19 protein-coding genes are annotated in these 21,083 nt (G+C 65.1%); 15 read left to right on the forward strand and 4 right to left on the reverse strand.

The window, feature by feature from the left end:
• Positions 1-344: 344 nt before the first annotated feature.
• From A5651_RS18980 to A5651_RS19050, 15 genes are all read left to right on the forward strand, one after another.
• A complete protein-coding gene (locus A5651_RS18980) occupies positions 345-794 on the forward strand; it encodes a hypothetical protein (RefSeq protein ID WP_066984433.1) in 450 nt (149 codons plus the stop codon).
• Positions 795-814: 20 nt separating this feature from the next.
• Entirely contained in the window at positions 815-1,138 is a 324-nt protein-coding gene (locus A5651_RS18985) for a DUF1330 domain-containing protein (protein WP_066984326.1), read from the forward strand.
• Between the two features lie 126 nt (positions 1,139-1,264).
• Positions 1,265-2,113, forward strand: a complete 849-nt coding sequence (locus A5651_RS18990; protein ID WP_082943849.1) for a GntR family transcriptional regulator — start codon at positions 1,265-1,267, stop codon at positions 2,111-2,113.
• A complete protein-coding gene (locus tag A5651_RS18995) occupies positions 2,113-2,340 on the forward strand; it encodes a ferredoxin family protein (protein WP_066984329.1) in 228 nt (75 codons plus the stop codon). The genes A5651_RS18990 and A5651_RS18995 overlap by 1 nt, the downstream gene beginning before the upstream one ends.
• Before the next feature lie 14 nt (positions 2,341-2,354).
• Positions 2,355-3,770, forward strand: coding sequence for an ABC transporter substrate-binding protein (locus A5651_RS19000; protein ID WP_066984332.1), 1,416 nt, complete (start codon positions 2,355-2,357; stop codon positions 3,768-3,770).
• Positions 3,767-4,630, forward strand: coding sequence for an ABC transporter permease (locus A5651_RS19005; RefSeq protein WP_066984335.1), 864 nt, complete (start codon positions 3,767-3,769; stop codon positions 4,628-4,630). The genes A5651_RS19000 and A5651_RS19005 overlap by 4 nt, the downstream gene beginning before the upstream one ends.
• Entirely contained in the window at positions 4,627-5,373 is a 747-nt protein-coding gene (locus A5651_RS19010) for an ABC transporter ATP-binding protein (RefSeq protein WP_066984338.1), read from the forward strand. The genes A5651_RS19005 and A5651_RS19010 overlap by 4 nt, the downstream gene beginning before the upstream one ends.
• A complete protein-coding gene (locus A5651_RS19015) occupies positions 5,373-8,060 on the forward strand; it encodes a fumarate reductase/succinate dehydrogenase flavoprotein subunit (protein ID WP_066984341.1) in 2,688 nt (895 codons plus the stop codon). The genes A5651_RS19010 and A5651_RS19015 overlap by 1 nt, the downstream gene beginning before the upstream one ends.
• A 262-nt stretch (positions 8,061-8,322) precedes the next feature.
• Positions 8,323-9,009 (forward strand): helix-turn-helix domain-containing protein, encoded by a 687-nt coding sequence (locus A5651_RS19020; RefSeq protein WP_066984344.1) that lies wholly within the window; start codon positions 8,323-8,325, stop codon positions 9,007-9,009.
• 849 nt (positions 9,010-9,858) lie between these two features.
• Positions 9,859-11,097, forward strand: a complete 1,239-nt coding sequence (locus A5651_RS19025; RefSeq protein ID WP_197496678.1) for an FAD-binding oxidoreductase — start codon at positions 9,859-9,861, stop codon at positions 11,095-11,097.
• Between the two features lie 13 nt (positions 11,098-11,110).
• The gene (locus tag A5651_RS19030; protein WP_066984350.1) at positions 11,111-12,061 is read left to right on the forward strand and encodes a VOC family protein; all 951 of its coding nucleotides are present in this window, start codon (positions 11,111-11,113) and stop codon (positions 12,059-12,061) included.
• 90 nt (positions 12,062-12,151) lie between these two features.
• The gene (locus tag A5651_RS19035; protein WP_066984353.1) at positions 12,152-13,402 is read left to right on the forward strand and encodes a cytochrome P450; all 1,251 of its coding nucleotides are present in this window, start codon (positions 12,152-12,154) and stop codon (positions 13,400-13,402) included.
• Positions 13,399-14,193 (forward strand): alpha/beta fold hydrolase, encoded by a 795-nt coding sequence (locus A5651_RS19040; RefSeq protein WP_231988741.1) that lies wholly within the window; start codon positions 13,399-13,401, stop codon positions 14,191-14,193. Before A5651_RS19035 ends, A5651_RS19040 begins: the two co-directional genes overlap by 4 nt.
• Positions 14,194-14,287: 94 nt before the next feature.
• Positions 14,288-15,952 carry an ATP-binding protein gene (locus tag A5651_RS19045; RefSeq protein ID WP_231988742.1) on the forward strand — a complete coding sequence of 555 codons (1,665 nt, stop codon included), beginning with the start codon at positions 14,288-14,290 and terminating at the stop codon, positions 15,950-15,952.
• A gap of 210 nt (positions 15,953-16,162) precedes the next feature.
• The gene (locus A5651_RS19050; RefSeq protein WP_197496681.1) at positions 16,163-16,936 is read left to right on the forward strand and encodes a transporter substrate-binding domain-containing protein; all 774 of its coding nucleotides are present in this window, start codon (positions 16,163-16,165) and stop codon (positions 16,934-16,936) included.
• Between the two features lie 56 nt (positions 16,937-16,992).
• Here A5651_RS19050 and A5651_RS19055 read toward each other — a convergent pair whose 3' ends face one another.
• From A5651_RS19055 to A5651_RS19070, 4 genes are all read right to left on the reverse strand, one after another.
• Entirely contained in the window at positions 16,993-18,126 is a 1,134-nt protein-coding gene (locus A5651_RS19055) for an NAD(P)/FAD-dependent oxidoreductase (RefSeq protein WP_066984442.1), read from the reverse strand.
• A gap of 269 nt (positions 18,127-18,395) precedes the next feature.
• Entirely contained in the window at positions 18,396-19,043 is a 648-nt protein-coding gene (locus tag A5651_RS19060) for an FKBP-type peptidyl-prolyl cis-trans isomerase (RefSeq protein ID WP_197496679.1), read from the reverse strand.
• Between the two features lie 253 nt (positions 19,044-19,296).
• Positions 19,297-20,370, reverse strand: a complete 1,074-nt coding sequence (locus A5651_RS19065; RefSeq protein WP_066984362.1) for a S1C family serine protease — start codon at positions 20,368-20,370, stop codon at positions 19,297-19,299.
• Between the two features lie 104 nt (positions 20,371-20,474).
• On the reverse strand, positions 20,475-21,053 hold the full coding sequence (locus A5651_RS19070) for a dihydrofolate reductase family protein (RefSeq protein ID WP_066984365.1): 579 nt from the start codon (positions 21,051-21,053) through the stop codon (positions 20,475-20,477).
• Between the last annotated feature and the right edge of the window lie 30 nt (positions 21,054-21,083).

Below are 21,083 nucleotides of genomic sequence, written 5' to 3' on the forward strand. Positions count from 1 at the left end.
CGTTGAGACTGCGTTGACGGCGGGCCTTACTCGTACTTCTTCGCCACCACGGCAGTCTCGATGCGGTGTCGTCAACAAAGACCTGGCCCGCTGATAGCCGCCTCGACGAGTGCGCATCCTGCACCATCGACATCACTCAATTATCTGCCGTCGACGGCACCGTCTTGCACTGGTTTCGCGGGCCCGCGACTGTGCGAAATCGCGGGGTTTTGCGGCCGCTGGCGTCCGAAACCGCACGGTCACCGGCGCGGGGACGGATATTGGGATCGGTAGCAGGCCGTTGCCGCTGTACTTGGCTGCACCAGGCGATGCCGGCGAAGGCGGCGCCCAACGAAAGGAACCCAATGAACCGAATCTCGCGATTCGCAGCGTCGGTCGCCGTGTCCGGCGCCGTTGCGGTGACCGGCCTGACGCTGGGCGCGGGCACCTCGACCGCCGAGGGGCCCAGCTACAACGGCGGCAACTGCCCCGGCGGTATGACGTGCACGCACTGGTGCCCCGGAGATCCCGCGATCCCGGGCAGCCAGGTGCTCAGCTGGGACTGGAACGTCTGCCACGACTGGTACTGGAACTCCTACGGCATCGTCGACGTCGCGACCAGCACGCTTTACTCGTGGTCGGGCGGCGCGCCACAACAGGTTGCGCCTCCGCCGCCGCCTGCGGGCCCTCCGCCGGCGCCGTTGACGAAGCCGCCGGGCACACCGTTCTGCAGCCCGCGCGGAGCGCTGATCATCATCCCGCCGATCTGCGATGAAATCGGCGTGGATTGGCCGCCAGGGTCACTGAAGCGCTAGGGCGAGGTAGCGTCACGGCCGTGGCCGTGTACGCGCTGAACCTGTTCGATGTCGCCGACCGTGACGAATACCTGGCGTATTCGAAGCGCTCACCGGCGGAGGTGGCCAAGCATGGCGGCCGGGTGGTCGCGCTTGGCCGGTTCCGGGAGTCGGTGACCGGCGACATCGAACCCCGCACGGTCCTGATCGTCGTCGAGTGGGAGTCCAAGGACGCCTTCCAAAGCTATTGCGACGACCCAGAACTGGCCGATCTGCACGCCCACCGCGAAAACGGGACGTCGTCTTACGTATGGCACCTTTTCGACCGCCTGGACGATCTGCGGCCCCTGCTGAAAGCCCAGTAGAGGACCGTTTTTCGCTCACCACGATTGAAATGTCCCCACGGCCCGGTGGGTGGCGCAATCGCTTCGCCTCGCCGTAAAACCGCAGGTTTTCGCCCATAGCGACCGGCGCATTGGTCCCGGCCGGCGATGTTCGCCGCCGGCACGTATCGGTGTGAAGGACGAACCCCGTTACGGTCACCGCACAGGTCAGTCACACGACGATCAGCCCGTGAGGAGGTGACCGTGACCTCTCCCAATCCGACAGCCGAGCCGACCCCGCTTCGCCGACCGCGCGCCGACCAGGCCAGGTTGGTCGCCGACGTGCTGCGGCACCAGATCCACGCCGGCGGCTACTCCGACGGGCTGCCGAGCGAAAACGAACTCGCGCAGGAGTTCTTCGTGTCCCGCAACGCCGTCCGCGAGGCGCTGGCCACATTGAAAGACGAAGGCCTCATCGACCGCGGGCCCCGAACCGGCACGCACGTCGCGATCCGTAAGTACGACCACGGGCTCGACGCGCTGGTCGGCTTGAAAGAGACATTCAAGGGCTACGGGGACATCCGCAACGAGGTACGCGCCACCATGACGCTCGCCGCGCCGCCCTCGGTCGCAGGCAAGCTCCGACTCAGTCCCGGCGAACCGGTCGTCTTCATCGAGCGGCTGCGATACCTCGGTGAGCTGCCGCTGAGCTTGGACATGACCTACCTGGCACCCGACATCGGTGCGCAGGTGGCAGAACACGACCTTGAGAGCAACGACATCTTCGCGCTCATCGAGCAGGTCACCGGACAGCGTCTCGGTTCGGCCGGTCTGGCCGTCGAAGCGGTGGCGGCCGAACCGCATTCAGCGGCGATACTGCAGATTCCCGACACCGCCGCCATGCTGCTGCTCGAGCGGCTCACCCATCTCGACGACGGGCGGCCTGTCGATCTCGAGTACATCCGCATGCGTGGTGATCGAATCACACTGCGCGGCAATCTTTTGAGGGGACAGTGATGGCTCAGGTCAACCAACGCGTCGACGTACCGGTGACGATCGACGAGTCGCTGTGCATCGAGGGATGCACGCTGTGCGTAGAGGTATGCCCGCTGGATTCGCTGGCCATCAACCCGGAGAACGGCAAGGCCTACATGCACGTGGACGAGTGTTGGTACTGCGGCCCGTGTGCGGCCCGGTGTCCGACCGGCGCCGTCTTCGTCAACATGCCCTACCTCATCCGCTGACCAAGGACACGCACATGAAACGCATACTCTCCGCAGCCGCTGTCTTCTCTCTTGCGCTTGCCGGCTGCTCGCTGGACTCGGCATCGCAATCCGATGACACCGTCAACGTCGTCGTCGGTTACCAGTCCAAAACCATCAACACCGTTACCGCCGGAACCTTGTTGCGCGCCAGAGGCTTTCTCGAGCATCGACTCGAGGATATCGGTAAGTCCAACCACAAGAAGTACAACGTGACTTGGCAGGACTACGACACAGGCGCACCGATCACCGCGCAGATGGTCGCCGAGAAGATCGACATCGGCTCGATGGGTGATTACCCGATGCTGATCAACGGCTCCAAGACGCAGGCCAACGAGCGTGCTCGTACCGAACTGGTTTCGGTCACTGGTTACAGTCCCACCGGTTCGCTCAATATGGTGGTCATACGGCCGGATTCGACGGCCACCAGCGTCGCAGATCTCAAGGGACAGAAGGTCTCCGCCAGCGTCGGGTCGGCCGGACACGGCACGCTGGTGCGGGCGCTGGACAACGCGGGCATCGACCCCAAGAACGGCGTCGAAGTGCTCAACCAGCAGCCGCAGGTAGGCGCGTCGACTTTGGAATCGGGACAGGCGCAAGCGCTTTCGCAATTCGTCGCGTGGCCGGGACTGCTGGTCTATCAGGGCAAGGCCAAGCTGCTTTACGACGGCGCCGAAGGCAACTACCCGACCTGGCATGGCGTCGTCATCCGCCGTGACTACGCCAAGCAGCATCCCGAAGTGGTCGACGCCTTTTTGCAGGCCCAGCTGGACGCCACCGACTTCCTCAATCAGCATCCCCTCGAGTCGGCCAAGCTGGTGGCCGAGGGCAGCGGGCTGCCCGCAGAGGTGGTGTACCTGTACAACGGGCCAGGCGGCACAAGCTTCGACACCACGCTGAAACCCTCACTGGTGCAGGCGCTCAAGGGTGACATTCCGTACCTGAAGTCGATCGGCGACTTTGCCGACCTCGACGTCGACGGCTTCGTCGACGACACCGCGATCCGCAAGGCCTTTGCCGACCGCGGACAGAACTACGACGCGGCACTCAACGACGCCGCCAACCCGGACGCGGTCCGCGGTCAGGACCCGGTCTGCAACGTCGCCGTCACCGACGCCAAGCTCGCCGGCGAGGTGTGGATCGACGGCAAGGACGCCACCCAGCCCGCCGCCAACCCGGCCTGCCTGCTGCGGGCCGTACGCGAAGCCACCGCCCGCGGCGAAAAGGTGCGAGTGGCCTACGTGCCCGATACCGAGTACGGCACACGGTGGTTCGCCGACAAGTCGGTCTGGGTGAAAGACGGCACGAACTACCTGCCGTTCGGGACCGCCGCCGGCGCCGGCCGCTACACCCAGGTACACCAGGGCGCAGCGGTGGTGGACTATCAGCAGGCGCTGGCGGGTGCGGTATGACCGCCCCGCCCGCGGTGCTCACACCCGATGAGCCCGCTGTGGCCGTACCGACGGCGCCGGCTCAGCCTGTCAAGCCGCGCCAAGCGTGGATCTCCTGGCTGATCCGCATCGCCTCGGTCGCCTCCGCGGTCGCACTATGGCAGGTGTTGACGGTCAACGACGTTCGGCTCTGGCTACGATTCGACACGCTGCCGTCGGTCACCGACGTCGTCACCGCGTTCGGCGCGAAGCTCGGCACCCAAAGCTACTGGCTGGACCTCGGCCAGTCGTTGATCAGGATCTTGACCGGGTTTGCGCTCGCCGCGGTGGCAGGCGTGGTCACCGGAATCCTGCTCGGTCGTTCCCCGAAGTTCGGCAACGTCTTCGGTCCGCTGACCGAGCTGGCCCGGCCCATCCCCGCCATCGCGATCGTTCCGGTCGCGATCCTGCTCTTTCCGTCCGATGAGGCCGGAATCGTCTTCATCACGTTCCTGGCCGCCTATTTCCCGATCATGGTCAGCACCCGTCATGCGGTACGCGCTCTGCCCACCTTGTGGGAGGACTCGGTGCGCACCCTGGGCGGAAACCGTTGGGACGTCATCACCAAGGTGGTGCTGCCCGGGATCCTGCCCGGCGTGTTCGGCGGCCTGTCGGTCGGCATCGGCGTCGCTTGGATCTGCGTCATCTCCGCCGAGATGATCTCGGGCCGACTGGGAGTCGGCTACCGCACGTGGCAGGCCTACACCGTGTTGGCCTATCCCGATGTCTTCGTGGGCATCATCACCATCGGCGTGCTCGGCTTCGCGACGTCGGCCGCCGTCGAGCTGGTTGGCCGCCGCGTCACCCGCTGGCTGCCCCGCGGCGAGGAGAACAACCGATGACCGGTATGAGCCTGACCCTGCGCGATGTGGTGCTGAGCTACGGCGGTGCGCCCGTGGTCGACGGGTTGGATCTCGATGTCAGACCAGGTGAAATCCTCGTGCTCACCGGTCCGTCGGGCTGCGGCAAGTCGACAGTGCTGCGCGCGTTGGCAGGATTGCTGCGCCCCGACGGGGGAGAGGTGATCGCCGACGGCGCCCGGGTGAGCACCACCTCCCGTGACCGCGCGATGGTGTTTCAAGACAACGCGCTGTTGCCCTGGCGCACAGTGCAGTCGAACATCGAACTGGCGTTGAAGTTGGCGGGGCGGCCGAGCGAACACCGGCGCGACGAGGCCCTCAAGTGGATCGCTGACGTCGGGCTCACCGGTTTCGAGCGTTACTTGCCGAAGAGCCTGTCCGGCGGTATGCGCCAACGGGTTCAGCTGGCCCGCGGGCTGGCCGGCGCGCCGCGCGCAGTGATGATGGACGAGCCGTTCGGTGCGCTGGACACCCAGACCCGCGCGACCATGCAGCGCCTGCTGATCGACACCTGGCGGGCACACCCCACGACCGTCGTGTTCGTCACCCACGATGTCGATGAGGCGCTGCTGCTGGGCGACCGCATCGCGGTGCTCGGCCGTGCCGGAGAGCCTCTGCGCGCCCTCATCGACGTGCCATCCCCACGTGTGGCGGAGGTGTCCCGAACGCCGCTGAGATCACAGGTTGTTGCGGCACTGGATCATTCGGCGGAGCTTGCGGCTTGATGGATATCCCGGCAATCGAAGACGCGGTTCGGCTCGACTGCGACGTGCTCGTCATCGGTGGCGGTACCGCGGGCACGATGGGCGCGCTGACCGCCGCCGAGAACGGCGCCCAGGTGCTGCTGCTGGAGAAGGCGCATGTGCGGCATTCGGGAGCGCTGGCGATGGGCATGGACGGCGTCAACAACGCGGTCATCCCAGGGAAGGCCACCCCGGAAGACTACGTCGCCGAGATCACCCACGCCAACGACGGAATCGTCAACCAGCGCACCATCTATCAGACCGCCACGCGCGGATTCGCCATGGTGCAGCGGCTGGAGCGCTACGGCGTCAAGTTCGAAAAAGACGAACACGGCGAGTACGCGGTGCGCCGTGTCCACCGGTCAGGCTCTTACGTGCTACCGATGCCCGAGGGCAAGGACGTCAAGAAGGCGCTCTACCGCGTGCTTCGCCAGAAGTCGATGCGGGAGAAGATCCGCATCGAGAACCGAATCGCTCCGGTACGGGTCTTGACGGACAACGGTCGGGCGGTCGGCGCCGCCGCGCTCAACAGCCGCACCGGTGAATTCGTCCTTGTCGGCGCCAAGGCCGTCATTCTGGCCACCGGGCCGTGCGGTCGGCTGGGGTTGCCGGCGTCGGGATATCTGTACGGCACCTACGAGAACCCGACCAACGCCGGTGACGGCTACTCGATGGCGTTCCATGCCGGCGCGGAACTGTCGGGCATCGAATGCTTCCAGATCAACCCGCTGATCAAGGATTACAACGGGCCGGCCTGCGCCTACGTCGCCAACCCGTTCGGCGGCTACCAGGTCAACGCCAACGGCGAACGGTTCGTCGATTCCGACTACTGGTCGGGCCAGATGATGGCCGAGGTGAAGAAGGAGATCGAATCGGCCCGCGGCCCTATCTATCTCAAGGTCACGCATCTGCCCGACGAGACGCTGACGGCGCTGGAAGGCATTCTGCACACCACCGAGCGACCCACTCGCGGCACATTCCACGCCAACCGCGGACATGACTACCGTACGCACGATATCGAGATGCACATCTCCGAAATCGGTTTGTGCAGCGGGCATTCGGCATCCGGGGTCTGGGTCGACGAGCACGCTCGCACCACGGTTGCCGGCCTGTACGCCGCAGGCGATCTGGCCTGTGTACCGCACAACTACATGATCGGGGCGTTTGTCTACGGCGAGTTGGCCGGCACCGACGCCGCATCGACCGTCACCGATATTCCCGCGCCGCAACATCTCCCGTCAGAGCAGATCGCCGAGGCGCATGATCTGATCTACCGGCCGCTGCGCCATCCGGACGGACCGCCGCAGACGCAGGTCGAGTACAAGCTGCGGCGCTTCGTGAACGACTATGTCGCTCCGCCCAAGACCGCAGCGAAGCTCTCGATCGCTGTGCAGACATTCGACCGGATGCGCGAGGAGATCGCAGCCATCGGGGCAGTCACACCACACGAACTGCTACGCGCCGTGGAGGTTTCGTTCATCCGCGACTGCGCCGAAATGGCGGCCAGGTCATCGCTGACGCGCACCGAATCCCGGTGGGGCCTCTATCACGACCGCAGCGACTTGCCCGACCGCGATGACAGCGGCTGGCGCTACCACCTGAACCTGCGCAAGACCAGGGACGGTCACATCGAGTTCCTCAAGCGGCCCGTCGCACCGTACTTCGTCCCGGTGCCCGGGTTCGACGACTTGCCCAGCGGTGAAACCGAACCCATCGCCGTGCGTCAACCCGACCTCGTCGGTGGTCAGGCACCGGCCACCGAGGTGTCGCGGGTGCGCGACGACTCGGCGGAGCCGCCGCCGTCGCCGCGCATCGCCGATGTCCTGGCCCTCGACGAGCCGACCGTCGCCGATCTGGTGCCCTTCCTGGGCGATCCCGATCCCGGCGTGCGGCGCACCGCGGTCGACGTCCTCACCGAACATCTGGCCGACGGCTACGCCGTCCCATTGGTCGAGGCGCTCAGCGATCCGCATCCCGATGTTCGCAGGATCGCCGCGAACGGCATCCGCGAACTCGTCGAGGTGCTGCCCGATCCCGTGGCGTTACGCCCGCACGTCGACTCCGGGGATCCCGTCGTGCGCGGTACGGTCGTTTACGTGTTGAGTTCGCGCAGGGTAGGGGAGCGTGACCAGTACCGGCGGTCGCTCACCGACGACGACCACCGGGTCCGCATCGAGGCGGTGCGCGCGCTGGTGTCCGTCGACGACGTCGACGGCGTCGCCACGGCCTACCGGGACGCCAACCGCGAAGTCCGGATCGCCATCGCGAACGGGCTGGGAACGCTGCGCGCGGGCGCGCAGACCGTGCGTGCGCTGATGGTCGACGACGACCCGCTGGTGCGCGCAGCCGCACTGGCCGCGATCGGGCTCATCGGGTGGGACGACGCCGACGTGTCCACGGTAGAGCAGGCGCTGGCCGCGTCGGCGTGGCAGATACGCCAAGGCGCTGCACGGGCATTGGCGGGGGCACCGTCTCCGTCGGCCGCGGTGCCGCCGCTGTCGCGGGCGTTGTCAGACCCGCACCTCGACGTCCGCAAGGCGGCGGTCCTGAGCCTCACCCGGTGGGCGGATTCTGAGGCCGCCGCCCGCGAGGCGCTGACCGGCGCGCTGGACGACGGTGACGCCGACGTGCGGGCCTACGCTCGCCGCGCGCTCGCTGCCAGGAACTGACGCGGCGGGCGCGGCTCAGTTCGAGGCGCTACCGACATCGCAAAAGGATTTCAACGACGAATTCCAACGGTTTGTCGATCCGTCATCCTCGGCAGCAGCACTTCGTTCCCCCCGCTAGCGCAATTTCTTCAACTGCGATCGTGCGGGATGATCGGCACGTGTTCGCGCGTTCAATAACGCAAAGGTGCGATGTTGGGCGTCGGATCCACGAAGCACAAGCTGATCGGATTGGTGGTGAGAGTTGCCTGGCCCGGCCGATGATATGACTGCCATTGTGGCGTCCGGCTCTCGTCGCATCGACGGTCGCGGGGTTATCGAGAGCGCATTTGAGCTGTTGGACCACGTCGGTGCGTTGGAACCGGTACGGCTGCTCGACCTGGCGAACGCGAGCGGGATACCGCGGGAGACGGTACGTCGACTGCTGCAGCAGTTGATCGCAGTGGGAGCGGTCAGTCGCGAAGGTAACCGGTATCGGCTCGGCGCGAGCTTGCTGGGGCTGGGCGCACGGGTGAGCCCGGAGCGTCGACTGCGGGTGGCCGCCCGGCGGCCGATCGCCGAACTCGCAATGGCCACTGGCGCCGCTGTTCAGCTATCTGCGGTGATTGGTGGCGAAGCAGTATTCTTGGACGCGGTGGAGGCTCGGATTCCGTTGGGATTCATAGCTGAACCCGGAGCTCGGGTACCGCCCGGCACGGCGGCTGCGCGTGCCCACAGTGAATTGGTCCGCGCCGCACCGATCGTGGATGCCGGCGAGGTGCTGGCAAATCTAAGCTGTGTCGCGGTGGCGATTCCGCTGGGAAACAATGGAGCGGCGGCCGTGTCGGCGCTTGTCGCGGAACGCCGCCCACCGCTCGGACTGCTGGCTGCGACAAGGGCCACCGGCGCCCGTATCGCCAGCCTCATTCGTGCCCCTGAAACGGTGTCCGCCCGAGAAAAGCTCACTGAGTGAGCGCCGGTTTGCCGCTGGGCAAGGTCAATTCTTAGCGTCACTAGTGTGCAATGCGGCGGCAGCGGTTTCGGCGCCTGTCGCGGGGCTGCACCTTGGGCGGCCAGTCCTTCGCTTCGCGTTCACCCGCAGATTGGGCAGTATCAAAGCCTTTTCCTAAGTGAGGGTTTGGGCGACCGCAGCACTTACCGTCGATAACGTCGTGGTTCGGCGCTGCACGATGACTCGCCGCGACTCGTCTGAACGCCTTTCGGTGTGTGGATGGTGGATGCTCTCATCATCGCATGGCTGATCACGTTCATCACACAGCGCACTATCCTCAAACCAGACGCTTCTACACCGCGAAAGGGTGACCTGCGAGAAGCCCACCCAGTGGGCGCAGGCTCGGGGTTGGTCCCCGCCGCTTCTTAATGTCACAAATGTGACGGGAGCAATGACAGCCAAGAGTGGTACCGCGGTGTTGCTGAAACTGCTCGAATCTCAGGGCAGGGGCTGCATTTTCGCGTCTCCCATCGCTGTGATGGCGCCAGTATGGGAGGCCATTGCGCGGCACGGGAATGACATGAAGCATCCCAAAGCCCGAATCTCGTTAACTATTACCGCGATAGCGCCGCGGTCCGCGAACAAGATTTCGTCGCAACGTGATTCAACCCCCGCGACTACGTAAAACAGGCATTGCAGCGGGCGCTAGAGGCCGTCGTGTCAGGCGAGGCGTGCTGGACGTCGTCGCCAACCCGTAGGAGACAGATGAATACAACCGACGTGACAGCCGCAGCCAACGATCTGGCGAGCCGAATTGGTTCAGCCCCGGTGCAGGTGCCCAAAAGTACGCCTTTGATTTGGAATTCGGCGGTGCAACATCGTCCGGCTGTAATCGTGCGGCCCGCCTCACCGCGTGACGTACAGGAAGCCGTCCGTGTGGCGCGTGCCCGCGGGTTGCGGCTCTCGGTGCTCGGCGGCGGCCATGACTGGTTGGGCCGCGCTGTGTGTGACGGCGGTTTGGTGATCGACATGTCCGGGATGCGAAGTGTCACCGTCGATACCAGGGCGCGGGTCGCAACGGTGGGTGGCGGCGTTTTAGCGGCTGACTTGATCGACGCGGTCGCGCCGCACGGGCTGGTTGCCGCCACCGGTGTCTGCGGTGGCGTTGGCATGACCGGCCTAACACTTGGCGGGGGCTACGGACCGCTCAACGGACGTTTCGGACTGGCGCTGGACAACCTGCTCGGCGCCGAGGTCGTTCTGGCCGATGGCCGAATCGTCACAGCCGACCCGACTCACGAGCCGGAGCTGTTCTGGGCACTGCGCGGTGGTGGCGGCAACTTCGGCGTGGTCACTTCCATGCGGGTGCGCTTGCATCCGCTCGACCGATTGATCGGCGGGATGATCGTGTATCCGTGGTCGCAGGGAGCGTCGGTGTGGCGTGGACTTAGTGAGGTGATGTCCACCGCACCGGACGAGCTGACCGTGGAAAGCGGCATAATGTCCGGCCCGGACGGCGATCCCGCTGTTTATGTTGTGCCGGTCTGGAGTGGTGATCATCGTTGCGGCCAAGCCGCCGTCGACGCGCTCGCTACGCTCGGAACGCCGCTGATAACCCGAATTGGGTCCATCACCTACGGCGATGTGCTGGGCCTGTTAGACGTGGGATATGTCCCCGGACTGGGCCTGGAGGTTCGAACTCGTACTGTGGCGGGATACACGCCCGAGGTCATCGAGGCGCTGGTCGAGGCAGCGCGGACGCTGACCTCGCCGCGCAGCGTCATCCCGATCCACCCCTGTCACGGCGCATCGACTCGGGTCGCCCCCGACCAGACCGCGTTCGGGAACCGCAGCCCACATTTCGTCGTCGAGATCGTCGCCGGCTGGGAAGGCGGCGACAGCGCCCGTCATCGCGCCTGGGCGGACGCGGTCTCGGCCGCGCTTGCCCCGCACGCGCTTCCTGGCGGCTACACCAACCTGCTCAGACCCGAGGACCACGATCAGATCGCAAATGCCTACGGCGAGAATGCCTTTCGACTGGTCACCGCAAAGAAGCACTACGACCCCGACGGTGTCTTCACCGCCATTCCCCTTCCCAGCATCAGTTAGAAGGAGCGATCGAATGTCGTACATCATCGATAGTCACCACGTCACAATGTCGGTCAACGGAGCGCAAGAGGACATTGACTTCCACGTCAAGGCGCTCGGGCTGCGGCTGATCAAACGAACGGTGCTGTTCGACGGGACAATCCCGGTCTACCACCTGTATTACAGCAACGCCGACGGCGACCCGAGCGCGGTGCTCACCACGTTCCCATTTGCCCAGGCCGGGATCTACGGCCGACGTGGCACCAACCAGGCACGTGAGGTATTGCTCGCCGTCCCTACGGGTTCGCTGAACTACTGGTCCTCCCGGTTGCAGGAGCGCGTCGCGGACGTGCGGGACGCGACCGTGTTCGATCGACGCCGAGTGCTGTTCCGGCATCCCTCCGGCATCGAATACCAGATGGTCGAGGTCGCCGACGACCCTCGTCGTGGTTACAGCGGAAGCGGTGTGCCCGAGGAGTACGCCGTTCACGGAATTTACGGCGTCGGCGTACACGTGACGGGGCCGGACACCGCGGTCGAGTTCGCCGCCAATCACCTCGGCGCTCGCGAGGGCTTGAGCGAAGGTAACCGGTTTGCGTTGGAGGCTGGCAAGTCCGCGCTCGGCGGCGCGGTCGAGCTTGTTATCAACCGCACAGATGAGCCGGGCACGTGGACTCACGGCGCCGGAACGATTCACCACTTCGCCTGGAACGCGGACACTCTCGAGAACCAGAGCGAGCTGAAATCTGAGATCGAGGGTGCGGGCTACACAGATGTGTCCGAAGTTCGAGACCGCAAGTACTTCAAGTCGGTTTACGTCAGGTCACCCGGCGGCGCCCTCTTTGAACTTGCAGTGACACACAACGAGGGTGGCTGGAACTGCGACGAGTCGCCGCAGGAGCTAGGCCAAGGATTTCAGCTACCGGAGCAATTCGAGGCACGGCGCGGGGAGATCCTCGGTCGCCTCGAGCCGATCGGGCTCTGAGGATCTGCGTCGGACGAGGACGGGCGCGTTGCCGGCGGCCAATGAGCTTTGATCTATCGAGTTCTGACGACCCCAGAGGGAGTAATTCACATGAACGCACTCACAATGCATGAAGCCACCAAGGTTCTGGCTGACCCGTCGGCGTACGCCGACGACGAGCGATTGCACACGGCGCTACGACAGCTGCGGGCAAACAATCCGATTGTGTGGGTGGATCATCCGCCGTATCGGCCGTTCTGGGCGATCACCAAGCACGCTGACATCATGGCGATCGAGCGCGACAGTGACCGATTCATCAGTGCGCCCCGCCCACTACTCACACCCGCCGATGCCGACGATCTGCGCAAGGCACAGCAGGAAGCCGGGACGGGCATGCGCACTCTGGTCCAGATGGACAACCCATACCACCGCAAGGTGCGCTCGATCGCCGCGGACTGGTTCCGCCCCAAGGCAATGGGTGTCCTCAAGGCGCAGGTGGACGAGCTCGCCAAGCGCTATGTCGACAAGATGCGCGAGATCGGACCTGAGTGCGACTTCGTCACCGATATCGCAGCCGACTTTCCGCTCTACGTAATCCTGTCCTTGCTAGGTCTTCCCGAATCGGACTTTCCTCGGATGCAGTTACTGACCCAGGAGATGTTTGGCCGCGATGACCCCGAATACCAGCGAAGTCAAGAGCCCGAGGCTGTACTCGCGGTGATGCAGGACTTCCTCAACTACTTCGCTACGCTGACCGCGTCGCGCCGCCACCGGCCCACGGGTGACCTCGCCTCAGCCATCGCCAACGGGCGCATCGACGGCGAACCGCTCTCGGATGTGGACACCGCCTCCTATTACGTGATCATCGCCAGCGCCGGCCATGACACCACCAAGGACGCCATCTCCGGTGGGCTGCGTGCGCTCATCGAAAACCCCAGTGAGCTAGGGCGATTGAAACAGGACCTCATGCTGATGCCGACGGCGGTGGAGGAGATGATCCGGTGGACCACCCCAGTGAAGGAATTCATGCGCACAGCCACCGCCGCCACCACGGTTCGGGGGGTCGACATCGCCGAAGGAGAGTCGGTGTATCTGGCCTACGTGTCCGGCAACCGCGACGAGGAGGTCTTCGACGATCCGTTCCGCTTCGACATCAGCCGCGATCCCAACAAACACCTGGCCTTCGGGTACGGTGCACACTTCTGCCTCGGCGCCGCGCTGGCGCGGATGGAGATCAGCAGTCTCTACCGCGAACTGCTCCCCAGGCTGGAATCGATCGAGCTCGCCGGCGAGGCCGAATTGTCCGCGACGACACTCGTCGGTGGCCTTAAACACCTGCCGATCCGCTATTCCCTGAAGTGATTTCGGCCCGAAAACCGCCGGGGCTCGCGCGGGCCCATTGCCGTGCACCCTTTCCGCTTCTCGACACCGAAAGGCAAACCGTGACGCAAGTATTGACTTATGTACTGGTTCCGGGCGGCTGGCATGGGGCCTGGTCCTGGCGACCGGTTGCGAAACGGCTTCGGGCGGCGAGCCATCGGGCGGTCACCCTGACACTTCCCGGTCTGGGCGACGGCGATGATCCGTCAGGTTACAAGCTCAAAGACGCGGTTGATTACGTCGTCAACGAGGTGCGTCGGCTCGACCTCGACGACGTCATCTTGGTTGCGCACAGTTGGGGCGGCTATCCCGCCACTGGCGCCGCTCATATGCTCGCTGACCAGGTCGCCAAGATCGTCTACTACAACGCATTTGCGCCGCTTCGCGGCAGATCCCTCGTCGAGGAGTATCCGCCCAACACGCGTGAGTTGATGCTGCGGTTGATCAGCGAATCGCCGTGCCGCGCCATGGCGCCGAGCCTGGACCTCGTCGAGCAGCTACTTATGCAAGGCGAAGTCCCGGAGCTGCAACGGTTGGTGGCCGACCTGTTGACCACACAATCCGGCGGTTACTTCCTCGATGCTCTCGACGTTGATGCGGAGAGTCTGAGCATTCCCGCCACCTACATCGCCAGCGACAACGATTGCGCGCTGCCGCGGCCAGCGGCTGAATTTGCCGCCCGGGTGGGTGTCGAACCCATCGTCGTTCCTGGAACGCACAGCAGTATGCTGACCCACCCTGACGATGTGGCCAATGCAATCCTCACTGCTTGAGCGGGGGAGAACCGCGGCATCGCGCCGCCAGGGGCCGCCTCGTCTCAACCGCTTCGCCGTTCAGCCTCATCGGAGCCGCGTCAGCTGGATGTCGATGAGTAAGAACCATGACTGCGCGCTGCCAGTAAAAGCGGTGAGTGGCCAGCGGCGGCTCAGCCGCCGGCTGTTGGCGATGGTGGTGCGGCCGTCGGCGCCACCCCTGTGGCTAGGGATCATTGTGGCTGCGGCGTTCATCATCGCCGAGACGCTGATGGTTCATGTTCTCCGAGAGGTTGCATCGAACACCGCGTTCGGAGCGCTGTTCCTGCTCGGCGTGCTGGTCGTCTCAGCTGGATGGGGTTTTCCGATCGCGGTAGCAACATCGCTGGCGAGCGCCCTGGTGTATGGCTACTTCCACCTGGTGGCCACGGCCGGGCTGGCGCCGTTGAAAATCAACGACGTAGTGGCGGTCTTCGTGTTCCTGCCCATCGCGCTGCTGGCCAATGTTCTCGCGCGCGAGGCCCGCCTGCGTGCCGCAGAATCCGAGCGACGCCTCCTGGAAGTCGCTGCTCTCGCCGAGCAACAGGCCGCGCTGCGTCGAGTCGCGACGTTGGTCGCACGCGGCGTCGACTCCACCGAGGTGTATTCGACCGCCGTCGCCGAACTTTCCCGATTTCTCGGAGGGGTAGCCAACGTCGTGTTGCTGCGGTATGTCAGCGACGGCGCCTCGGTGCTCCTGGCCAGCCGCGGCGAGCACCGAGTGCCGAGGATGCTTGTCGGCGAGCGGATTCCGTTCGACGGTGAGAACGTCGCAACGATCATCCGGCACACCGAAAAATCGGCGCGGCTGGACAGTTACGAGCACGTCACAGGGTCCGTCGCCGAGCGGATGAACCAGCTCGGAATACGGTCGGCGGCCGGTGCGCCGATCGTCGTGGACCGCCGGCTATGGGGTGCGCTAGTGATCGGCTCGGCGCAGTCGGAACCCATGCCGCCGGAGATCGAAGCGCGTATCGGCGATTTCGCCGACCTGGTGGCCATCGCCATCTCCAACGCCCAAACTCGCGCCGAACTCACCGCCTCGCGCGCCCGCATCGTGACTGCTGGCGACCAAGCACGACGCCGCTTCGAGCGAGACCTGCACGACGGCGCACAACAGCGGGTAGTGTCGCTTGGGCTGCAACTGCGCGATTTCGAGGCGTCGATACCCCCCGAGCAGCGAAATCTCCGCGACCGAATTGCTCATCTGATCGCCGAGATACGCCTTGTTTCAACAGAATTGCAGGAGTTTTCGCGAGGCATCCATCCGGCCATCGTGTCGAAAGGCGGTCTTGGCCGCGCGATCAAGTCGCTCGCCCGTCAATCCGCCATTCCCGTCACCCTCGATCTCGGTCTCGACGTCGATCGCCGGATGCCGGAAGCGGTTGAAGTCGCCGCGTATTACGTTGTTGCGGAGGTGCTGACGAACGCCGCCAAGCATTCCCAGGCATCCGAGGTCAGCATCCGGGTAACCGCCGGGAACGACCAACTCCGCCTCGTGATCTGTGATGACGGGATCGGGGGCGCCGTCGTTGGCAAAGGCTCTGGACTGATTGGTCTCAAGGATCGCGTCGAGGCGCTCGGTGGTCGCCTGGACATCTCCAGTCCGGCAGGTAGCGGGACGACGTTAGTGGTGGTCATCCCACTCGACGTCAAATCGGCAGTCCTGGCCACAGGTCCTGATACGTCACTGCTACCTACAAGCGATCGTCGCCAACGATCGTCGTTCGAATCGCGTTGAGGATCATGGCTTCACTGCAGTTTGGCAATCTCGTGGCTTCCTAACGTCGTGGGCATGTCCGCCGCAAATCCGGGCGACGAACGGCGCGAGAAAATTCTTCGTCCAGCCTGTCGAGGAGAGTCGATGACGAACAGTTTTGGTAGGCGAATGGCTAGAGGCGCCGGCGCTCGGCGAACGCCGGGGTGGCTCATCGCGGTTTGGTTGGTCGCGATGCTGGCACTAACGGCGGGATGTGACTCAACAACGACATCGACGGCGACGCGGGCGTCCGCCGGACTGCCGCAAATATTGCAACGCGGCACCGTCCGCGTGTGCAGTACCGGGGACTACCGACCGTTCACGTATCGCGACCCGCAAGGCGATTGGAGTGGACTCGACATCGACATGGCCAACGACATGGCCGGTCGACTGGGAGTGCGAGTGGACATGGTGTCAACCGCGTGGGCAGATCTGGTCAGCGATTTGGACAACAAGTGCGATGTGGCCATGGGAGGAATCAGCATCACGCTCGATCGCGCCAAGCATGCCATCTACAGCGACCCCTACCTACGTGATGGCAAAGCGGCAATCGTCCGTTGTACCGACACGTGGAAGTTTCAGGCCCTCAGCGATATCGACCGCCCCGGTGTCCGTGTGGTGGTCAACCCCGGTGGTACGAATAGAGAATTCGACAACGCCCAGATCCATAAGGCGCAGGTGCTGAACTACCCGGACAACAACACGATCTTTGAGCAAATCGACGGCAATGCGGCCGACGTCATGATCACCGACGTCAGCGAGATCCGCTGGGAAAGCAGTCAGAATCCGAGGCTCTGCGGTCAGAGCCTTGACCATCCATTCACGTTTGAGCAGAAGGCCTATCTCATCACGCGAACCGCAGCGGACGTGCAGCAGTGGATCAACCAGTGGCTCAACATCGCACAGCACGACGGAACGTATGCAGCGCTGAGCCGGAAATATCTTGGCGGGGTATTCGGGCCGTAATAGTTGTCGGCCGATCAAGTCTCTTGGCCGGTCTCACTTCCTCCCGGCGGGCGACGCTACCGCGTTGCGGCCAACTCATCGGCGATCCGCTTGGCCACCCGCGGTGCCTGTCTGCCGAGATAGCCGATTAGCGAAGGCCGACTGAGATAGCCGACGAACCGCAGCCCGGGAGCAGCCGCCGTCTCGCCCATGACGCGGGGCCTACCGCCGCCGTCGAGGACCTCGAGGTGGCCGACGAGCGGCGCCAGAGCGCTGTGGTAGCCCGTCGCGGCGATGACGACATCCGCGTCCAGCCTGGAGCCGTTAAGGAGCACAACCTTGTCGGCGTCGAACGACTCAACGGCACCCACTACTTCGATTGAACCGTCCTTGATGGCATCCACAATCTCCATGTCGACAAGCGTCGGGGATTGACTCAGACGGCGATCGCGGGCGAACACACCCTCATGCGGAATGGGCAGCCCGAACCGGCTCAGGTCACCCAGGCTGGCCCGGCGCGCCGCACGGGCGATCGCATCGGCGACGCGGACCGGCGCACGGTAGAGCGGCAACGCGATCCAGTCGGCAGGCAGCCCCCCGGGCATCGACCTCAACATGATGTTCGGCGGTGTCCGCACCGCTAGCCACACTTTTTGGGCACCACCTGTCGCCAGGTCGTGCGCGATCTCCATCCCCGACGAGCCCGCGCCGACGACGAGGACCTTCTTTCCGCGGAACAGCTCGGGATTTCGATATTGCGAGGAGTGCAGCAGCTCGCCGCTGAAGTCGTCGCTGCCTAGCCAGGCCGGAATTCGCGGTGTGTGTTGTTGACCCGTTGCCACCACCACCTGGTGGGCGGCGATGCGACCGGTCGACGTCTGAAGCAGCCACGCGCCCTCCAACCAGTCGATGCGCCGTATTTCGGTGCCCAACAACAGGTCGATGCCCGCCTCGCGGGCGTGCCGGTCGAGATAAGCCACCACCTGGTCGCGGTGCGGGAACGTCGGGGTTCCCTTGGGGTAGGGGCGATTCGGCAACTGTGAAAACCGCCTACCGGTGTTGAGCTTGAGGCGGTCGTACCGACCACGCCAGGACGCCGCGACCTCCGCCTTCTCGATTACGAGCGGACGTAGACCCCGGTCGCGCAGGCTCACGGCTATTGCGACGCCGGCAGTCCCCGCACCGACCACTGCGACTTGCACCGTGGTCATCTGATGATCCCGACCATCGACCATCGTTGTGATCAACTACTTTCGGCTTCTCATTAGCTCTCATTCCGTCGCCCCCGCCCGGGCTGCGCGGATGACTCGATCGCCGTAGTGCCGACCGCGCTGCGTGTGACGTCATGTGCGGGTCGAATTCCCGTCACGCGTGTGACACTAGGAAGCGGCCGGGCCGGCTGCGAACTTGCGCCCACTGAGTGAGCGTCTTTTGCCGGCCCACCGTTTCGGGGAGCCGCTCACGGCTCGGGCGGTGAGGCTCAGGTTGTAGCCCTGAGGATCTTGATCGCGAAAACGAGGCTGTCGCCCTTCTGGATTCCAGCGCTGGGCTGCCCCTCGGGGTAGCCGTCGGTGGATGTCATCGCGACGGCGACCGTCGACCCGACCTTCTGTCCGGCGATGGCCTTCTGGAATCCCGGCACAACTGCGTCGAGCCGGAAATCGACCGGCGCGCCCCGCTCGTAGCTGCTGTCGAACACCGCACCGTCGCGCCCGTTGACGCCCATGTAGCAGACCGAGACGCTGGCCCTGTCGGCGACCACGGGACCGTCGCCAGGCCGCAGTGTGTGCACCTGGGTCTCGGTCACGCTGAACGGCGCCTCGACGTCGATTCGCGGTGCGGCCGTGTCCGTCGATCCGGTGACCGAGACGCTGCCGGTAGCGCCGCGCTGGGTCCATTCGGGTGTACCGCCCGCCGGGGCTGCCGTCGGGCACATGGCTGCCGCTGCCGGCGTGTCGGCGACCGACGGGGCGGTAAAGACGTCGCTGGCAGCCGCTGTGGTCGTCGCCGACGTGGTGGTCGCCGACGAGCCGGCGTCGGAGCCGCAACCGGTGAGCAGAACGGCGATCGGCGCGGCGGACACCGCGAGCGCGGCCGAGGTCTTGCGGGAGAATTTCACGGCCGTCACGCTACAGCCCGACGGGGCACACCCCAGACGCCGACCACGACGAGAAGGACGAAGCTGGCGGCGGTGAATGCGGGCAACCCGAATGCCGTGATCAGCGGCACCGACAGCGCTTGATGAGGCCGCCGCCGAGGAGGGGCTCGTAGGCAAGCTGCTTGTAGCCGTAGTCATCGGCGGTGCTGGTGCGAGGATCACCAGCGCGAGGCCGACCATCTGCGCGTCGGTCAGGCGGTCGATCACCGAGTGCCTTCCGACGTTATGCGCGGCCGAGAACGACGTTCGCGCTCTTTGTCTCACCCGTTGGATCGACATAGGTCAGGGTCACGTGGTCGCCGGGCGACCGGGACCGCACACCGGCAACAAGGGCGTTCGCACCGCCGATCACACGATCGTCGAGCCGGGTGACCAACGCGCCGACGGGAATACCGGCCGCCGCGACCGGACCGCCACGCGCCACGGCGATGAGCCTGGCGCCTCCGCCCGCGGGATCGTCAACGGCCTGCGCGCCGATGGACCCGTGCGATGCGCTGCCGGTCGCCATCAGCTCGTCGGCTATGCGCTTGGCCTGATCGATCGGAATGGCGAAACCGAGTCCGATGGAACCGGCCGATGGGCCCCACGGTCCCAGACCGATCGTCGCGATCGCGGCATTGACGCCGATCAGGTGGCCGTCCATATCGACCAGCGCACCACCGGAATTCCCGGGATTCATGGCGGCATCCGTTTGGATCGCATCCAGCACCGTGTTCTGGTTGGCGACATCGCCTTCGGCGAACACCGGCCGATTCAACGCGCTGATGATGCCCGTGGTGACCGTGCCCTCCAGCCCGAGTGGCGATCCGACCGCGACCACGGGCTGGCCGACCCGAAGATTCGACGATGCGCCGACGGTGATGGGGGAGAGATCGGAGACACCTTCGGCACGGACGACGGCGATGTCGCTGCTGGGATCGGTGCCCACGACGCGGAATTGCGCCGTGCGCCCGTCGAAGAACGTGACGCGGGTGGTGGGCCGGGGCGAGCCGGGCGGGATATTGACGGGCGTCGCAACAACGTGAGCGTTGGTGATGATCGTCCCGTCGGCCGTCAGTACTACGCCGGAGCCGTCTTGACCCTGCCGCCCGATGCTCGTGTTCAGTCTCACCACGCTGGGCAGGACATGCTGGGCGACGTATTCGATTGAGCCCGGCGCGGGCCCGGCTGGATCGCTGTCGGAGCGGGAATGGTGTATCCGCATCAGAACAGCGGTGCCCACTCCGCCCGAAACCGCCGCAACGGCCAGGACTACGAGTAGCAGGCGTCCGGCGCGTGACGGTTTGCGCCGCGGCACCGTCGTGTTGGTCAGCTCACTCGGGCTTTGGTTGATGCCTACACGTTAGGAGAACACGGTGCGTTTTGCGGACGAGTTCCGCCGATCAAGGTCGTTGTTGCCTGTCAGTGCAGGCTCGGACGGAAGATGAGCTCTTGGATATTGCCGTCGAGTGTTCGGCTCTCGATCAACTCGAGGTCGAAGTCGGCCGCCCCCTGGAAGATCGGGTCATCGCCGGTCTGACCGGTGATCACGGGGAAGAGCGTCACCTGGAGACGGTCGACCAGGCCGGCGGCCATCAGCGCCCGGTTCATCGACAAGCTGCCGTGCGAGCGCAGCGGCACGTCGGATTCCTTCTTCAAGCCGGCGACGACGTCGACGGCGTCGCCGCTGGCGATGGTCGCGTCAGGCCAGTCGAGGGGCCCCTCCAGCGTCGTCGACACGACCGTCGCTGGCAGGTGCCGCATCCGGGTAACCCACGGGTCGCGCACCTCCGACTGCTCGGTGCTCTCGGCCAACATCTGCGCAAATAACCGATACGTGTTGGCGCCGAACACCATCCGCTGCTGCTCGTCGTACAGGGCGAGGCGGTGGTCGAGCAGCTCGGGGCCCTGCTTGCCCCAATATCCTCCCCAGTCGCCACCGCTGACACCACCGAAACCGTCGAGGCTGGAAAAGACGTCGAAGGTGTAGGTGGCGGTCATCGGGCCCTCCTCGTATTGATGGCGTGTTGG

Source organism: Mycobacterium sp. 1274761.0, from assembly GCF_001668615.1.
GTDB lineage: Bacteria > Actinomycetota > Actinomycetes > Mycobacteriales > Mycobacteriaceae > Mycobacterium.